Here is a 15,332-nt window from a genome sequence, read left to right on the forward strand (position 1 = left end):
AAATCAGGCGAGTTTAGGGAAGGTCGCGATCTTTTTTTGCAGATCACCTTCCTGACTTTGCGGCTGGATCGCGCGTAAATCGTCAATAAAACGCGCCTGCCAGCGGTTGATATCATTCTTGACGATGGTCTCCATCATTTCCGAATGACGTGAAATGCGTTCCGCAAGCGGCATGGTTAACGCGCGATTCAGGGCATTTGCCACGTCATCGCGATCGTAAGGGTTCACAATCAGCGCTGAGGTTAACTCGTTTGCCGCACCGGCAAATTGGGACAGCACCAGCACGCCCGGGTCAGCAGGATCTTGTGCTGCTACATACTCTTTTGCCACCAGATTCATCCCGTCGCGCAGCGGCGTGACCAGCCCGACGTCCGCATAGCGGAACACTTTCATCAGTATTTTGCGCTCAAAATGCTGATTCAGATAGAAAAGTGGAGTCCAGCCGAGCTGGCCATAGCGTCCGTTGATGCGCCCTGCTTCGGTCTCAAGCTGGTGACGAATATCCTGGTAGGCCTGAACCTCACCGCGCGAGGTCGGCGCTATCTGGGTGTAGCGGATCTTGCCATGATGCTGCGGGAATTTATCCAGCAGGGTTTCATAGGCGAGGAATCGCTCCGGCAACCCTTTGGAATAATCCAGTCGTTCAACCGAAAAGATATTCTTAACGTGCTTGAGTTCGTCCTTGAGCTGGGCAAGCTTCGGCGGCAGCGGACCGGAGGCCTGCTCGGCAATTTCGTCTGGCTCAATACCGATTGGGTAGACTTCGGTATGGAAATTTCGTCCCCACGCAGTATGAGATTTACCGCCGTGAGTGACCAGCCGGGTTTTGCCCGACACGCTGTCGAGGAAGGCCAGCCTGTCATTTTCCGTCTGGAAACCGAGCAGGTCGTAATCTGACAGCGCCTCCAGGATCTCCTCGTGCTGCGGCAGCGCCGTAAAGATCTCCGGGGTCGGGAACGGAATATGCAGGAAGAAACCGATTCGGTTATTCACACCCCGTTTCCGCAACTCCCTGGCGAAGGGCAGCAGATGATAATCGTGGATCCATAAGATATCGTCTTCTTCGATCAGCGGCAGTAGTTTATCTGCCAGCAGCGCGTTGACGCGCATGTAGCCTTCATAGGATTCACGCTGGAATTTCACCAGATCCAGACGATAGTGAAACGCTGGCCACAGCACGGCGTTTGAGAACTCGGAATAATATTCATCATAGTCCTTCTCGCTAAGGGCGAAGGAGGCCCACGTGATATTGCCCCGTGACACCTTTTTTAGCGGTTTCTCTTCGTTACTGATTTCCCCGCTCCAGCCAAACCAGAGACCACCCGCGGCTTTGAGGGCACCTAATACCCCGACCGCCAGGCCACCGGCACTGGCTTTTTTATCATCCGGCGGTGCGATGCGATTAGAGACGACGACTAAGCGACCCATAATGATTTCTCCCGTTGTTTTGCGCTATTTGTTGTTGTTGCTGGTTAGCGACGTCAGATATCCACTGCCAGACGCTGGCGACATTTTCCAGCCGCCATCCGGCAATGGTTTCACCAGATCCAACCTTGACAGACATGCCCTGGGCCTGGTTTACCACCCTGAACCCGGCCTCGTCGGTCAGGTCATCCCCAAAAAAGACTGGCGTACGCCCTTTGAACGGCGCTTCCGCCATAAACGCTGCAATGGCAGCGCCTTTGTTAATTCCTGCCGGTTTAATCTCGACCACACATTTACCCGGCTGTAACGCCAGCTCCGGATGGGCTTCGGCCACGCTTCTTGCTATCGAAAATATCGCCGCCTCATGATGGGGCGCCTGACGGTAGTGCAGCGCAAAAGCCATGCCTTTGGCTTCCAGTTCCGTACCGGGAAGCATTTCCAGAGCCGAAGAGAGTTGCGCATGCAGCGCCTGAATCAGCGTGTCGGGGAGTGAAACTATATGCAGTTGATCATGGATATCGCGGCGCTCCGCTCCGTGCACACCGGCCAGCGGAAAGTGATAAGGACTGGCGAGCACGTCCAGCTCGGCCATTGAGCGCCCTGAAATCAATGCCAGTGCCCCCTCGTTCTGTCGGGAGAGCTGCTGCAAATTCTCTAACACCGTGTCCGGTACAACAACGTCATCCGGATGCGGTTCAATCCCGGCGAGCGTCCCGTCGAGGTCAAAAAAGAAAGCAAATTTTCCGGGCAGTACAGGCGGTGCGGTTAACAAGTCAGCCACCCTAATCCTCCTTACAGTGAACAAAACAGCCATGTAAGTATAGACAGTGTGACGGTGCTCGCCATTTAGCAACCGGCCCGTCAGCAAAACTGGCGGGCCGGTCAGGGGGTCAACTATGATTAATAGTTGAGCAGGTTAGTGGCTAAAAATAAATCAGACGGTACGCTTCGCTTTTTGCTTGTAACGGTCGAAGATCACCGCTGCCAGCAGGATCAGGCCGCGTACGACGTACTGAGAGAACGGAGAAATATTGAGCAGGTTCATGGCGTTCTCCACGGTTCCCAGAATCAGGATCCCCGCCACCACATATGAGATTTTTCCGATGCCGCCCTTGAGGGAAACGCCCCCCAAAACGCAGGCTGAGATAACGATCAGCTCATAACCAATGGAGGTCATAGGCTGGCCGCTGGTCATGCGCGACGCCAGAATAATCCCCGCCGCCGCCGATACCAGCCCGGAAAGCACGAAGATAATGATCTTGGTCCGTACGACCGGGACACCCGCCAGACGCGCCGCCTCTTCATTGCCGCCAATCGCCAGGGTATTTCGGCCAAAGGTGGTGCGGTTGAGCAGGAAACCGAACAGGATCAAACAGCCTACCGTCAGCCAGATTGGCGCAGGCAGCCCCAGCCAGTTGGCATAGCCCAGCGTGAAGAAACGCTCGTCTTCGATCCCGACCGCTTTGCCGTCGGAGATGATATAGGCCAGACCGCGCACGATTTGCATGGTCGCCAGCGTCGTAATCAGGGCGTTAATCTTCAGGCGCGCAATGACAAACCCGTTCACCAGGCCGCTCAACACGCCGAGCAGCAGCCCGGCCAGCACGCCGATCCACAGGCTTTCGGTCATGTTGATCACCACGGCAGTGGTGACGCCTGCACAGGCAATCACCGAGGCGACCGACAGGTCAAAATCACCGGAGGCCAGGCAGAACAGCATTCCGCAGGCCACCATGCCGGACATGGAGATAGCCAGCCCCAGCCCCTTCATATTGATGAACGTGGCGAAGTTCGGCACAAAAATCGCGCAGGCGACGAAGAGGGCAGCAAAGACCACCAGCATGCCGTACTGGTCCCAGATGCGGCCAAAACTGAAAGCCGACTTCGGCGCTCCGGATGTAGTAACAGAGGACATCATTGACTCCTTACTCAGGCGACAGCCTGGCTAACTTTAGGCATGGCGAGACTCAACGCCTGTTGTTCATTCGCCTGTTCATGCAGCAATTCACCGGCAATTTCGCCTTCACGCATCACTACAATGCGGTCGGCGACGCCCAGCACCTCGGGCAGATCGCTGGAGGCGAACAGGACCGCCACACCACGTTTTGCCAGTTCATAGATGACGTTATAGATTTCGTGTTTCGCCCCCACGTCAATACCGCGCGTTGGTTCATCCAGCAAAATGACCTTCATATCTTCCGATAGCCAGCGCCCCAGAATGGCTTTTTGCTGGTTACCGCCGGACAGGTTCATGATCAGCTGTTCAGCGCCGGGGGTTTTAATGTTCAGCGAACGGATATGGTGATCCGCGTTGCTCGCCTCCCAGCCGTCGTTAATCAGACATCCCGCGCGGATAAACTTGCGCCGGGCAGAGATGTTGATGTTGTCGCGCACCGAGTGCACCGGAATAATGCCCTCTGCCTTTCGATCCTCCGGGCAGAGCATAATCCCCGCGTTAATCGCCTGCGCAGGCTTCTGAATATCGACCTTTTTCCCGTCGACGAAAACCTGGCCCAGGGTTATGCGCGTCCCGCCAAACAGCCCTTTCATCAGCTCGCTGCGCCCTGCCCCCACAAGGCCAAACAGCCCGACGATTTCGCCGCTGCGCACCGAGAGTGAAATGGGCGTGCGCACGCCTGGGGCTTTGACGTTATCCAGACGCAGACGCTCCGGGCCATACTCGCGCGGTTTCCAGTGGTAAATGTCCCCCAGATCGCGTCCGACCATCGCCTGCACCAGCTGATCGTGATTAACCTGCTGCATATCGGTGAAGGTGCGCACGTAGCGTCCATCTTTAAACACGGTGATGGCATCGCTTAAGGCAAAAATCTCTTCCATACGGTGAGAAACGTACAGAATGATGCGGCCCTCTTTGCGCAGCTCGCGGATCACGCGAAAGAGATTTTCTATTTCACGCGCCGAGAGCGAGCTGGTTGGCTCATCGAAGGCGATAATTTTGGCGTTACGCGCCAGCGCTTTGGCAATTTCCACCATCTGCCACTGGCCGATGGAGAGATACTTAAGGGGCGTTTGCGGATCGACATCCAGCCCAAGGTGCTTGAGCTGCAAGCCCGCTTCATAATTGAGCAGCGAGCGGTTGACCACGCCGCTTTTATGCGGAAGCTGGCCCAGATAGATGTTCTCCGCCACGGTCATTTCAGGAATGAGATGCAGCTCCTGATAGATGATGGCGACGCCCGCATTTAATGCTGCCGTGGTGTCGGCAAAGGCCACCTCTTCGCCGCGAATAGCCAGCGTGCCGGTGGTGGGCGTGTAGTTGCCGCTGAGAATTTTTAGCAGCGTGGATTTTCCCGCGCCATTCTCCCCCATCAGGGCGTGAACCTGGCCGGCATAGCAGTCGAAGCTGATATCGGTCAGCGCGTTTACACCGGGGAACGTTTTACCGATGCCGCGGAAAGAGAGATACGGATCAGACTGTTGCATAACGACTCCGTGATTCCTGTAGTGTGTACGTCTGGCCCCTCACGGTGAGGGAGGGGCGCAATCACAGCGTATTACTTACCGCCCAGTCCTTTTTTCGCCAGCTCCTCTTTGAAGTTATCGCGGGTGATCAGCACCACATCGGTCACTTCAGTGAATTTCGGCGGTTCAGCCCCTTTGGTCACCCAGTTGTAGAGCATTTCGCTGGATTTATAGCCGTGGACATCCGGGCTTGGCAGCAGTGAGCCATAGAAGCCGGTCGCCTGCGCTTTAGACAGTTCGCTCACGGCGTCAACGCCGTTAATGCCGATCCCGATCACGTCCGGTGCTTTAAAGCCCTGGCCTTCCGTTGCACGCACGCCGCCCAGTACGGTGTTGTCGTTCATCCCCACCACCAGCCAGTGCTTCACTTCCGGATGCTGGACGAGCATGGAGTTCGCCGCATCAAAGGCGCCCGGAATATCGTTGGATTTGGTCGGGACTTTGTAGATCTGTTTTTCCGGGAAGCCAGCCGCTTTCAGGGCGTCCATGGACCCGGTGGTACGACGACGGGCAGTGTCCAGCTCGTCAGCGGTAATGGCCATCACGGCGGTCTCTTTGACATCCCAGCCGCGTTTTTGCATCTCTTTATAGAGCTCCTGGCCCTGACGCTCACCGATTTTAGTGGCCGCCATCATTACCAGCGGAACGGTATCCATCGGTTTACCTTTGGCGTTCACGAACTGATCGTCCACCGCAATCACTTTCATGTCGTAACCGCGCGCTTTCGCGGCAATCGCTGACCCCAGTTTTGGATCCGGCGTACAGATAACGAAACCTTTCGCACCGCTGGCCGCCAGGCTATCAATGGCGTTCAGCGTTTTCTCACCGTCAGGTACGGCGATTTTAATTACCTCAAATCCCAAATCTTTTCCGGCTTTATCAGCAAATTTCCATTCGGTCTGGAACCACGGTTCTTCAGGCTGTTTAACCAGAAAACCGAGCTTTAAATTTTCAGCGATAGCGGATTGTGACATAACGGCAGCCAGGCCGATGGCCGCCAGCGCTTTAGTAAATTTGTGCATGGTAAACTCCAGCTTAAGCATTCTTATCTGTAGGGAATAATGGCGAACAACTTATTTAATCGGACTTAAAACAAGGCATTAGCGCTTACCTTGTTATAAGCGTTATTGCTGGAGATAGTTTTAGCGGGAAATTAATCATCCATAAGAGAGCGACATCACACCGCAGAATTACAGTAATTGCGTACATAAATTCAGCGAAAAATGACATAAAAAAGGACGTAATTGTCCTACAAATGGAAAGGAGTTAAGCAGGATTATCCATAAGGTCAGCTAAGAAATCCCTGTAAGCCGGACGCCTTAGCGTCCGGCAGAAAATTTACCAGCGGTAATAGATGTGTTCAGCATGATCGCGCACGGGGGCGTCGTCACCCAACAAATGAGCAGAGAGCGTCAGCGCAAAGTCAAAAGCGTGCCCCAGCCCCTTGCCGCTGATGAGGTTATTATCCTCCACGACCGGCGCATCTACATATACTCCATCATCAACGCTCTGCCACAGATCGCCGGAACAGACGTAGCGGCGCCCCTTCAGTAGCCCGTTACCGCCCAGCACCCGCGCGGCCGCAGAGCAGATCGGGCAGATAAGTTTGCCGTGCTCGTCATGCGCGGAAACAAAGCGGATCACCTCCTGGTTAGCAGCAAGATTGACGCTCCCCTGCGGCCCACCGGGCAATACGACCGCGTCATACAGCTTATTAATGCGCTCCGTTAACGTACTGTCAGCCACCATGGGGATATTATGGTAACTCACTACCGCACGGGACTCCGCGCAGGCCAGCGTCTCCACCTCAATCTGTAAACGCCGCAGAATATCAATAGTGATAATCGCTTCTGCTTCTTCAAAACCAGGTGCCAGCAGCACCGCAACGTTAGCCATCATAAACCTCAAATAATGAAACAATGTAAAACATCGTTTCATTTTCTCGCGTTATCAGATCACAATCTTGCGCCGCGATCACAGAACCGTATATTGAGTGAAAATTGATTTAGCTCAAATTTGATACGACAGGATATATTTGCAAATATTATTTCTGATTTATCACTTTTACAGAATTTCCCGCCAAAGAACGTTTCCTGAAACGATAAAAATGAGCAATATTGATTTTACACCCTTTTAAATCAACACGTTATATAATTACCAATCTCGTAACCTTCTTTCTATTCTGGGCTATATTTAAATTTGTAATCTATGGTAAACACAGCCCAATTAAGAGTTTTCTTAAGTCGAAGAGAAGCGTAAGCTTATTTAAATCGAACACAGGAAGTGAATTTTCGAGTTTTTACCTTGCAGAAATCTATTTCTGCCATTCAATCGTCAATACCTGCCGGGTCAGGTTAAGTAGCGGACATCAAGTCCCACAGTCAATAAGGATATGAGAATGACTACCCAAACGATGATGCAAAAACTGAATGCCCAGATGAACCTGGAGTTTTATGCTTCAAATCTGCATCTGCATTTGAGCGCGTGGTGTTCCAGAAAAAGCCTCAACGGCACTGCCACCTTCTTTCGTACTCAGGCGCAAAGTAACGTCACGCACATGATGCGTGTCTTTAACTTTTTGAAAGCTGTCGGGGCAAACCCTACCGTCAAAGAGCTTGAAACGATTGAAGATAATTACACTTCTCTGGAAGAACTGTTCCAGAAAACGCTCGAAGAGTATGAGCAACGCTGTGCGAAGCTGAGCAAACTGGCTGATGAAGCCAAAGCGCAACAGGACATCATTACCCTCACGTTTTTACGCGATATGGACAGAGAGCAGCAGCAGGATGGCATGCTGCTGAAGACGCTCGCAGATGAAATCCGCAACGCGAAACGTGCGGGGATTTGTCTGGAGCAGACGGACCGCCATCTTCTCGACATAGCTACCGTGCAACACCACTAAGTCCCTTCACCCGCTCCCGTCAGGGGGTGGGTACCAACTCCCTGCTTTTGCTGACATTTAACAAATCAGATCTTGCTCCCAATGAATAACCACACATCGTGTAATGATTTGTTTAATTACATTCATTGACGAGGGAGCATCATGATCACCATTGAGTTTATTGTCATTATCCTCTGCCTGCTGATAGGCACCCGCTTCGGCGGGATGGGCCTGGGGCTGATAAGCGGTATCGGCCTGTTTATTTTAAGTTTTGTCTTTGGTCTGCAACCCGGTAAACCGCCCGTTGACGTGATGCTCACAATCCTCGCCGTCATCGGCTGTGCGGCCACGCTACAGACCGCCGGTGGCCTTAATGTAATGATGCAGTTTGCAGAGCGCCTGCTGCGTAAACATCCCCAACACATCACCCTTCTCGCACCGTTTACCACCTGGATGTTGACCTTCCTCTGCGGGACCGGTCACGTCGTCTACACCATGTTTCCCATTATCGCGGATATCGCCCTGAAAAAAGGCATTCGCCCGGAACGGCCGATGGCGGTGGCCTCGGTGGCCTCTCAGATGGCGATCACCGCCTCCCCCGTTTCCGTGGCCGTCGTTTCGCTGGTCTCGATTCTTGGTGCGCAGCACGGCATCGGTCACGCGTGGGGGATCCTCGAAATCCTCGCCGTTTCCGTACCGGCCTCACTGTCTGGCGTCGCCATTGCGGCACTGTGGAGCCTGCGCCGGGGGAAAAACCTCGCAGACGATACTGAATTTCAGGAAAAGCTGAAAGATCCGAAACAGCGGGAGTTTATCTATGGAGGAACGGAGACGTTGATGGATCAGCGTTTCCCGAAACAGGCCTACTGGTCCACGTGGATCTTCTTCGCCGGAATTGCCGTAGTGGTCCTGCTGGGTGCGCTGCCCGAGCTGCGTCCGGCGTTTGAGATCAAAGGCAAAATGACGGCCCTGTCGATGAACCTTGTCATTCAAATGATGATGCTGATCGCCGGGGCCATCATGCTGATGACCTGCAAGGTGAATGCGTCGGCCATTTCAAACGGGGCGGTATTTAAGGCGGGGATGGTCGCGATTTTCTCGGTGTTTGGCGTGGCGTGGATGAGCGATACCTTTTTTCAGGCGCATCTCGACGAGCTAAAAATGGCGCTGGAGGGGGTGGTGAAGAGTCATCCCTGGACGTATGCCATCGTGCTGTTCCTGGTATCAAAACTGGTCAACAGCCAGGCTGCGGCCTTGACCGCGGTAGCCCCGATGGGGTTGATGCTGGGTATCGATCCGAAAATGCTGGTGGCCTTCTTCCCGGCATCCTACGGCTACTTTGTGCTGCCGACCTATCCGAGCGATCTGGCCTGTATCGGATTCGATCGCTCCGGTACCACCCGCATCGGTAAATTCATCATCAACCACAGCTTTATTCTGCCGGGGCTGATTGGCGTCAGCTGTGCCTGCGTGGTGAGCTATCTGCTGGTGCAGTCGTTCTTCTGATCCTTCTGCGGGCGACAGGCTTTGTCGCCCTTCGACGTAAAAGCAGAAAAGGGTTTCTAATTTTAAAACATCGATTTATTTTAGTGTGACTCACCCTGCGGTGTGAAGCGGAGTTCAATCAGCGCAATCGCTTTCTGGATCGCGCGGAGCGTAACCGGGTCCGCCGCAGCAGGATGGTTGGTGAAATCGATGTTTTTCAGTTGGGTCGACATCTTTTCGCGTACCTCAACCGGCGCGATAACGTCAATCACATCAAGGATTTGTTTGATAACCAGCTGGCAGGCGACGACGTCAGATACCAGTTCCTGATCGGCGCTCAGGTTTTGTGACATGGGGTTCTCCTTATTCAAAGGCCGCCATAGTAGCAAAACAGACGCCCTTCCATCTCCCTCTCGTCGTCCGCAGACATAAAAAAACCTGCCGAAGCAGGTTTTTTTATCAGAACATCGCACCCGGTGGGACGTCTTTAAACGTTGTGCAGTAGTTTGCCCACATGCTTTTCAGGATTTTGCGCAGTTTCATTATGTTGCTCCAGTAACGTGTTATGCAGGTGTTATTATCAATACGCTTATAATATGACCACCATCACAAAAATCAACCATTTTGTGACCTGCATCACGGTTATTAAACCCTCAGTGCTGCTGGTTTGTTAAAAAAAGCCATGATAAATCCGCACGTTACAGGCTTATAAATTCCAGTAAATGTTTATAAAATTTTTTGAGCGGGCAGGAAGAGAATGAGTGAAAACGTATCCGGCAAAGAGAGCCGTGGATTATCGCCTGCGGCGCTGCTGGTGGCCGGTGCTTTCTTTATGGAGTTTCTGGACGGGACGGTGATTGCCACCGCGCTGCCGGACATGGCAAAAAGCTTCGGTGTACAGGCCGTGGATCTGAATATCGGCATCAGCGCCTACCTGATCACCCTGGCCGTGCTGATCCCCGCCAGCGGCTGGATCGCCGACCGCTTCGGCGCGCGAAAAGTGTTTGCCCTCGCGCTGGCAATCTTCACGCTGGCCTCGGTATTTTGCGGCCTGTCCACCACGCTCGATCAGTTCGTCGCGATGCGCGTCCTTCAGGGCATGGGTGGCGCGCTGATGGTGCCCGTGGGTCGCCTGGCCGTGCTACGCACCACGCCAAAACATCAGCTCATCACGGCAATCGCCACCCTGACGTGGCCTGCGCTGGTCGCGCCGATCATCGGCCCGCCGCTGGGTGGGTTCATTACCAGCTATGCCGACTGGCGCTGGATCTTCTTTATTAACGTGCCGCTGGGGATAATCGCCATTTTGCTGGCACTGCGCATCATTCCAGACCTGCATGAAGATACGCGCCGACCGTTTGATTTACCGGGTTTTGTTGTCACCACCCTTGCCATGGTGAGCCTGGTTTATGCGATGGAGTTGATGGGCGCAGAGCCACTGCGGACAGGATTAACCGCCACGCTGTTTATCGTCGGTATCGTCGCGTTAAGTCTGGCACTGCGTCACTTTAAGCGGGCAACCTGGCCGATGATCAGACTCGATGCGATGCAGGTGCCGACGTTTCGCGTCACCCTGTACGGCGGATCGCTGTTTCGCGCCTCCATCAGCGCGGTTCCGTTCCTGTTACCGCTGATGTTCCAGGTCGGCTTTGGCATGGACGCGTTCCATTCGGGCCTGCTGGTGCTGGCGGTTTTCGTTGGCAATCTCACCATTAAACCGGCGACGACGCCGCTTATCCGCAGCCTGGGGTTTAAACGGCTGTTGCTGATTAACGGTGCGTTGAATGTCCTGGCGTTGCTGGCCTGCGCGTTTCTGACGCCGCAGACGCCCGCGTGGCTCGTCATGCTGATCCTCTATCTGGGCGGCGTTTTCCGTTCGATTCAGTTTACAGCCATCAGTATGCTGGCTTTTGCGGATGTGCCATCGGTGCAGATGAGCTATGCCAATACTCTGTTTTCAACCGCAACGCAGCTTGCCGTGGGGCTTGGGATCACGCTCGGGGCGATTGGTATTCGTATCGGGGAAAAAGTCAGTGAGGCGATGGGGATTGCCGGCATGCCGGGAATGAGCTTCCGGCTGGCATTTGTGGCGATCGCACTAATCTGCCTGGTGGGAATGGTTGACACGCTGCGTCTGACCAAAGATGCAGGCAGCGCGGTCTCATCGAAAAAGTAACGCTATCTGCCGGGCAGGCAACGCACCGCCCGGCAAAACGGAATCAGCCAACAATACCGCGCACGAAGGCTTCGATCTCTTTGTCCTGGCAGTTCTCGAAGAAGCACTGCTGGAAGCGCTGGCCTGAGACGGCGGTTTTAACCAGCTCAGGATCGATTGCTCGCAGGGTATCCAGATAGTTTTCTTTCACCACCGCCGCTTTCACCTGGTTCAGGATCCCGGCGTTACGCACCTGCGGCTCTTTACGCTCTGGTGGATAACCTTCGCCATTGCGTCCGGTAAACGCTTTCTCAAAGATAAAGCGTACGTTCAGTTCTGCCCCCCAGCCGAAGCCCTTCGCAAAAGGCAGAGAAAGCGCGTTACCGTTGTTGATTTGCGCAAACAGGAAGGCATCCGCAGGATCGATGCAGTAACCGCAAATCACACCCGGATGGATGTTCAGGGACATCAACGCGCCCTGCCCGGTACCGCAGCCGGTGACAACAAAATCGACAGCTTTAGCGTTAAGCAGAATGCTCGCCATGATGCCCAGGTGAATATAGGTGAGATGATGATCGTTCTCATCACTCATACCGACGTTATAGACCGGGAAACCTTTCTCATCAGCAACGGCTTTCAGCTCATTAAGGATGATGGGATTTTTAGCGGCCTGGCTGTTTTCCATCATCAGTGCAATTTTCATCTTGTCTCTCCTGAATGCATGGCGGGCGATCCCGCTGTGGATACTTTTTCCACTTAACCTTACTATCAAACAAACACACTTTCAAATTAAGTGAAAACTTGTTTTAAAAAACAAAGATGCGCTCACAATTTCGCGCGGTGGCCCGGCTCGTTGCACAGTGAGAGGGCAGATCCTCCGGCTATTCCGGCCATTGCGTCACATCGCGTTGGTTACAATGGCGTATTTCCCGTCACGCAGAGTGAACCATGAAACGTATAATCATAGCCGGAACGATCCTGTTGCTCGCCGGGTGCAGTATCAACCGTCAGGCAGAAATCAGCAGTACGGATGCCCCAAACGGAATTGTGCGCCTCGACTATGGCCAGGCCATGCTGCAAAACGCCTGGTCTGATGAGTATGTTAATAACGGTACGGCAACCAAAGCCTGTCAACATATGGGGTACGCCACTGCGTCAGCCTACGGGCAGCCAATTAAAACCTGCACCCTGATCAGCGGTTCACTCTGTCTGAACGAAAGTGTGACCATTCAGTATAAATGTCAGGGATATGCTGTTACCTCTTCCAGCCAGAATCCGTGGTATTAACCGCTACTGCCAGTCATGCTGGCAGTTTATTTAATAAGAACTAAAACAATTCTCATTAATAAATATAAATATCGGCAATGCGTTTTATTCCCATTCGTATTTTTAATAAAGAAATATTTATTTTACTTTTTGCAAATAATTAAATAACAAATTATAGTGTCGCTCATCGTGAACCAGAATTAATAAACCGGAGCTGCACCATGTTAAAAACTGAAATGATCGACAAGCTCAATGCGCAAATGAATCTTGAGCTTTTTTCTTCCCTGCTTTATCAGCAGATGAGCGCCTGGTGCAGCTATCACAGCTTTGAAGGAGCGGCCGCCTTCCTGCGTCGTCATGCCCAGGAAGAGATGACGCACATGCAGCGTCTGTTTGATTACCTGACGGACACCGGCAGCCTGCCGCGTATTGATAACGTGGCATCCCCTTTTGCCGAATACGGCTCTCTTGATGAACTGTTCCGCGCCACCTATGAGCACGAACAGCTGATCACCCAGAAAATTAATGAACTGGCTCATGCCGCCATGACCAGCCAGGATTATCCAACCTTTAATTTCCTTCAGTGGTATGTGGCTGAACAGCACGAAGAAGAGAAGCTGTTTAAATCCGTGCTGGATAAATTATCTCTGGCAGGTAAATCCGGGGAAGGTCTGTACTTCATTGATAAAGAGCTGTCGACGCTCGACACGCAGAATTAACAGAAAAGCGGTGCTGAGTTTTCAGCACCGTTTTATTTAATGACGGCAAATTTTACTTTCGTGAGTGGAAAATCCGTCTGCTGCCGGAATGAATTTTCCGCGCGCCGCCAGAAACGCCACCAGCTCCGCGGCCGTCATCTCCGAAGCTGAACAGGTATGGAAACGCGCCGCTTCGCCAAAGCGGGCATGTATCGCCTCAACCAGACTCTCCTCCGTATACCGCTCACCTGACTCAATCATCATATTCAGCACGTCGTGTCCGTGAATTGACATGGTTACCTCTCGTAAATAAAAAGCAGACTAAACGCTCCCTCCACGGCACGCTTTGCGCTGGCTCAGGTTACCCTTTTCTTTTTGTAAATTAATTTTTACACCCTATGTAACGGTGATTTGACGAGACCGGGCTTTTCCCTTACTCTGCGCCGCAGAATGAGTCGCGGTATGGAAGCGTTGTAGAGGAAAGCGTGAAGAACAGAACTCTGGGAAGTATTTTTATCGTCGCCGGAACGACAATTGGCGCAGGAATGTTGGCCATGCCGTTGGCTGCCGCTGGCGTCGGGTTTGGGGTTACCGTAGTGCTGCTGGGCGGTCTGTGGGCCCTGATGTGTTACACCGCGCTATTATTGCTGGAGGTTTATCAGCATGTCCCTGCCGATACTGGCTTAGGCTCCCTGGCTGCACGCTATCTTGGACGCTACGGGCAGTGGATCACCGGTTTCAGCATGATGTTCCTGATGTACGCCCTGACTGCCGCTTACATCAGCGGCGCCGGGGAGCTGATTGCGTCAAGTATCAATGACGGCTTCGGTGCGTCGCTTTCACCGGAAACAGGCGCCATTGTCTTTACGCTGATCGGTGGCGGCGTGGTTTGCGCGGGCACATCGCTGGTCGATCTGTTTAACCGTTTTTTGTTCAGCGCCAAAATTCTTTTCCTTGTTGTGATGCTGGTGCTGCTGGCACCGCATGTTCACAAGATTAACCTGCTCTCCCTCCCGCTGGAGAAAGGTCTGGCGCTTTCGGCCATCCCGGTTATTTTCACCTCCTTCGGTTTTCACGGCAGCGTACCGAGCATCGTGAGCTATATGAACGGTGATATTCGCAAGCTACGCCGCGTCTTTGTTATCGGCAGCGCCATTCCGTTGATTGCTTACCTGTTCTGGCAGCTGGTAACGCTGGGCAGTATTGATTCCAATACTTTTATCGGCCTGATGGCAGAGCATTCTGGTCTGAATGGATTCCTGGTTGCCCTGCGTAACGTGGTGGCCTCTTCACACGTGGAGCTGGCGGTACATCTGTTTGCAGACCTGGCGCTGGCAACCTCCTTCCTCGGCGTGGCGCTTGGCCTGTTTGACTATATGGCGGATCTGTTCCAGCGGCGCAATACCGTTGCGGGACGCTTACAGACGGGGGCGATGACCTTCCTGCCGCCGCTGGCCTTCGCGCTCTTTTACCCGCGCGGGTTTGTGATGGCGCTGGGGTATGCCGGCGTGGCGTTATCGGTACTGGCCCTGCTGCTGCCTTCCCTGCTGGCGTGGAAGAGCCGCCAGCAACATCCGCAGCAGGGGTATCGCGTGGCGGGCGGTACGCCAATGCTGTGCGTGGTGTTTGGGTGCGGCGTGGCGATTATTCTGGTGCAGATTTTGATTGCAGCGGGGATGCTGCCGGAAGTGGGATAACTTATTTATACAGGTCCTGAGGTACTGTTCCGTTCACCTTAAGATCAACAGAATATAAATTTTTCACAGCATGTGAACGGGATAAGGGGGCCGCCGCGGCCCCCTTATCAATCCCCGCGGCCCCGCGGAAAATCGGTGCTTCGCACTGCGCTCACCTCCCGACCATCTGCCTGCGGTCGGCTCAACTCGACATCCTGTCTCGATTCGCCTCTGGCCGCCATCCATGGCGTCCAGCCCTTGTC

At 53.5% G+C, this 15,332-nt stretch carries 16 protein-coding genes; 6 read left to right on the forward strand and 10 right to left on the reverse strand.

Features of this window, described 5'->3' with window-relative positions; translation table 11 throughout:
- Window positions 1-3: 3 nt before the first annotated feature.
- The 6 genes from otsA to L384_RS02665 form a co-directional block, all read right to left on the reverse strand.
- Window positions 4-1,428: an alpha,alpha-trehalose-phosphate synthase gene (gene otsA, locus L384_RS02690; RefSeq protein ID WP_003859691.1), complete on the reverse strand. Its 1,425-nt coding sequence runs from the start codon at window positions 1,426-1,428 to the stop codon at window positions 4-6.
- Window positions 1,403-2,206, reverse strand: a complete 804-nt coding sequence (gene otsB / locus L384_RS02685; RefSeq protein WP_023314361.1) for a trehalose-phosphatase — start codon at window positions 2,204-2,206, stop codon at window positions 1,403-1,405. The genes otsA and otsB overlap by 26 nt, the downstream gene beginning before the upstream one ends.
- A 153-nt stretch (window positions 2,207-2,359) precedes the next feature.
- Window positions 2,360-3,340, reverse strand: a complete 981-nt coding sequence (gene araH, locus L384_RS02680) for an arabinose ABC transporter permease AraH (RefSeq protein WP_003859689.1) — start codon at window positions 3,338-3,340, stop codon at window positions 2,360-2,362.
- 14 nt (window positions 3,341-3,354) lie between these two features.
- The gene (gene araG, locus L384_RS02675; RefSeq protein ID WP_023324891.1) at window positions 3,355-4,869 is read right to left on the reverse strand and encodes an L-arabinose ABC transporter ATP-binding protein AraG; all 1,515 of its coding nucleotides are present in this window, start codon (window positions 4,867-4,869) and stop codon (window positions 3,355-3,357) included.
- Window positions 4,870-4,940: 71 nt separating this feature from the next.
- Window positions 4,941-5,930, reverse strand: coding sequence for an arabinose ABC transporter substrate-binding protein AraF (gene araF, locus L384_RS02670; RefSeq protein WP_003859687.1), 990 nt, complete (start codon window positions 5,928-5,930; stop codon window positions 4,941-4,943).
- A 316-nt stretch (window positions 5,931-6,246) separates the two neighbouring features.
- Window positions 6,247-6,804, reverse strand: coding sequence for a DJ-1/PfpI family protein (locus tag L384_RS02665; RefSeq protein WP_003859686.1), 558 nt, complete (start codon window positions 6,802-6,804; stop codon window positions 6,247-6,249).
- A 502-nt stretch (window positions 6,805-7,306) separates the two neighbouring features.
- On the opposite strand from L384_RS02665, the gene L384_RS02660 reads away from it, so the two are divergent.
- Both L384_RS02660 and L384_RS02655 read left to right on the forward strand, forming a co-directional pair.
- On the forward strand, window positions 7,307-7,810 hold the full coding sequence (locus tag L384_RS02660; protein ID WP_003859685.1) for a non-heme ferritin-like protein: 504 nt from the start codon (window positions 7,307-7,309) through the stop codon (window positions 7,808-7,810).
- A 141-nt stretch (window positions 7,811-7,951) separates the two neighbouring features.
- Window positions 7,952-9,295 (forward strand): anaerobic C4-dicarboxylate transporter, encoded by a 1,344-nt coding sequence (locus L384_RS02655; protein WP_023324892.1) that lies wholly within the window; start codon window positions 7,952-7,954, stop codon window positions 9,293-9,295.
- An 80-nt stretch (window positions 9,296-9,375) separates the two neighbouring features.
- Here L384_RS02655 and L384_RS02650 read toward each other — a convergent pair whose 3' ends face one another.
- Both L384_RS02650 and azuC read right to left on the reverse strand, forming a co-directional pair.
- Complete coding sequence (locus tag L384_RS02650; protein WP_003859683.1) at window positions 9,376-9,627, reverse strand: DUF2766 family protein; 252 nt, start codon at window positions 9,625-9,627, stop codon at window positions 9,376-9,378.
- A 106-nt stretch (window positions 9,628-9,733) separates the two neighbouring features.
- Window positions 9,734-9,817 (reverse strand): stress response protein AzuC, encoded by an 84-nt coding sequence (gene azuC, locus L384_RS22565; RefSeq protein WP_003859682.1) that lies wholly within the window; start codon window positions 9,815-9,817, stop codon window positions 9,734-9,736.
- Window positions 9,818-10,031: 214 nt separating this feature from the next.
- On the opposite strand from azuC, the gene L384_RS02645 reads away from it, so the two are divergent.
- Window positions 10,032-11,450 (forward strand): MFS transporter, encoded by a 1,419-nt coding sequence (locus L384_RS02645; protein ID WP_023324893.1) that lies wholly within the window; start codon window positions 10,032-10,034, stop codon window positions 11,448-11,450.
- Window positions 11,451-11,493: 43 nt separating this feature from the next.
- Here the strand turns inward: L384_RS02645 and L384_RS02640 are convergent, their stop codons facing one another.
- Window positions 11,494-12,132 (reverse strand): RpiB/LacA/LacB family sugar-phosphate isomerase, encoded by a 639-nt coding sequence (locus L384_RS02640; RefSeq protein WP_003859680.1) that lies wholly within the window; start codon window positions 12,130-12,132, stop codon window positions 11,494-11,496.
- Between the two features lie 245 nt (window positions 12,133-12,377).
- Here L384_RS02640 and yecR point away from each other — a divergent pair, with 245 nt between their 5' ends.
- Window positions 12,378-12,716, forward strand: a complete 339-nt coding sequence (gene yecR / locus L384_RS02635; RefSeq protein ID WP_003859678.1) for a YecR family lipoprotein — start codon at window positions 12,378-12,380, stop codon at window positions 12,714-12,716.
- A gap of 200 nt (window positions 12,717-12,916) precedes the next feature.
- Window positions 12,917-13,414, forward strand: a complete 498-nt coding sequence (gene ftnA, locus L384_RS02630) for a non-heme ferritin (protein WP_003859676.1) — start codon at window positions 12,917-12,919, stop codon at window positions 13,412-13,414.
- A 36-nt stretch (window positions 13,415-13,450) separates the two neighbouring features.
- On the opposite strand, the gene L384_RS02625 is transcribed toward ftnA, so the two are convergent.
- Complete coding sequence (locus L384_RS02625; protein WP_003859673.1) at window positions 13,451-13,687, reverse strand: YecH family metal-binding protein; 237 nt, start codon at window positions 13,685-13,687, stop codon at window positions 13,451-13,453.
- Between the two features lie 191 nt (window positions 13,688-13,878).
- On the opposite strand from L384_RS02625, the gene tyrP reads away from it, so the two are divergent.
- The gene (tyrP, locus tag L384_RS02620; RefSeq protein WP_032628311.1) at window positions 13,879-15,090 is read left to right on the forward strand and encodes a tyrosine transporter TyrP; all 1,212 of its coding nucleotides are present in this window, start codon (window positions 13,879-13,881) and stop codon (window positions 15,088-15,090) included.
- The last annotated feature ends 242 nt before the right edge of the window (window positions 15,091-15,332 follow it).

The organism is Enterobacter sp. MGH 38 (assembly GCF_000492855.1).
GTDB lineage: Bacteria > Pseudomonadota > Gammaproteobacteria > Enterobacterales > Enterobacteriaceae > Enterobacter > Enterobacter hormaechei_C.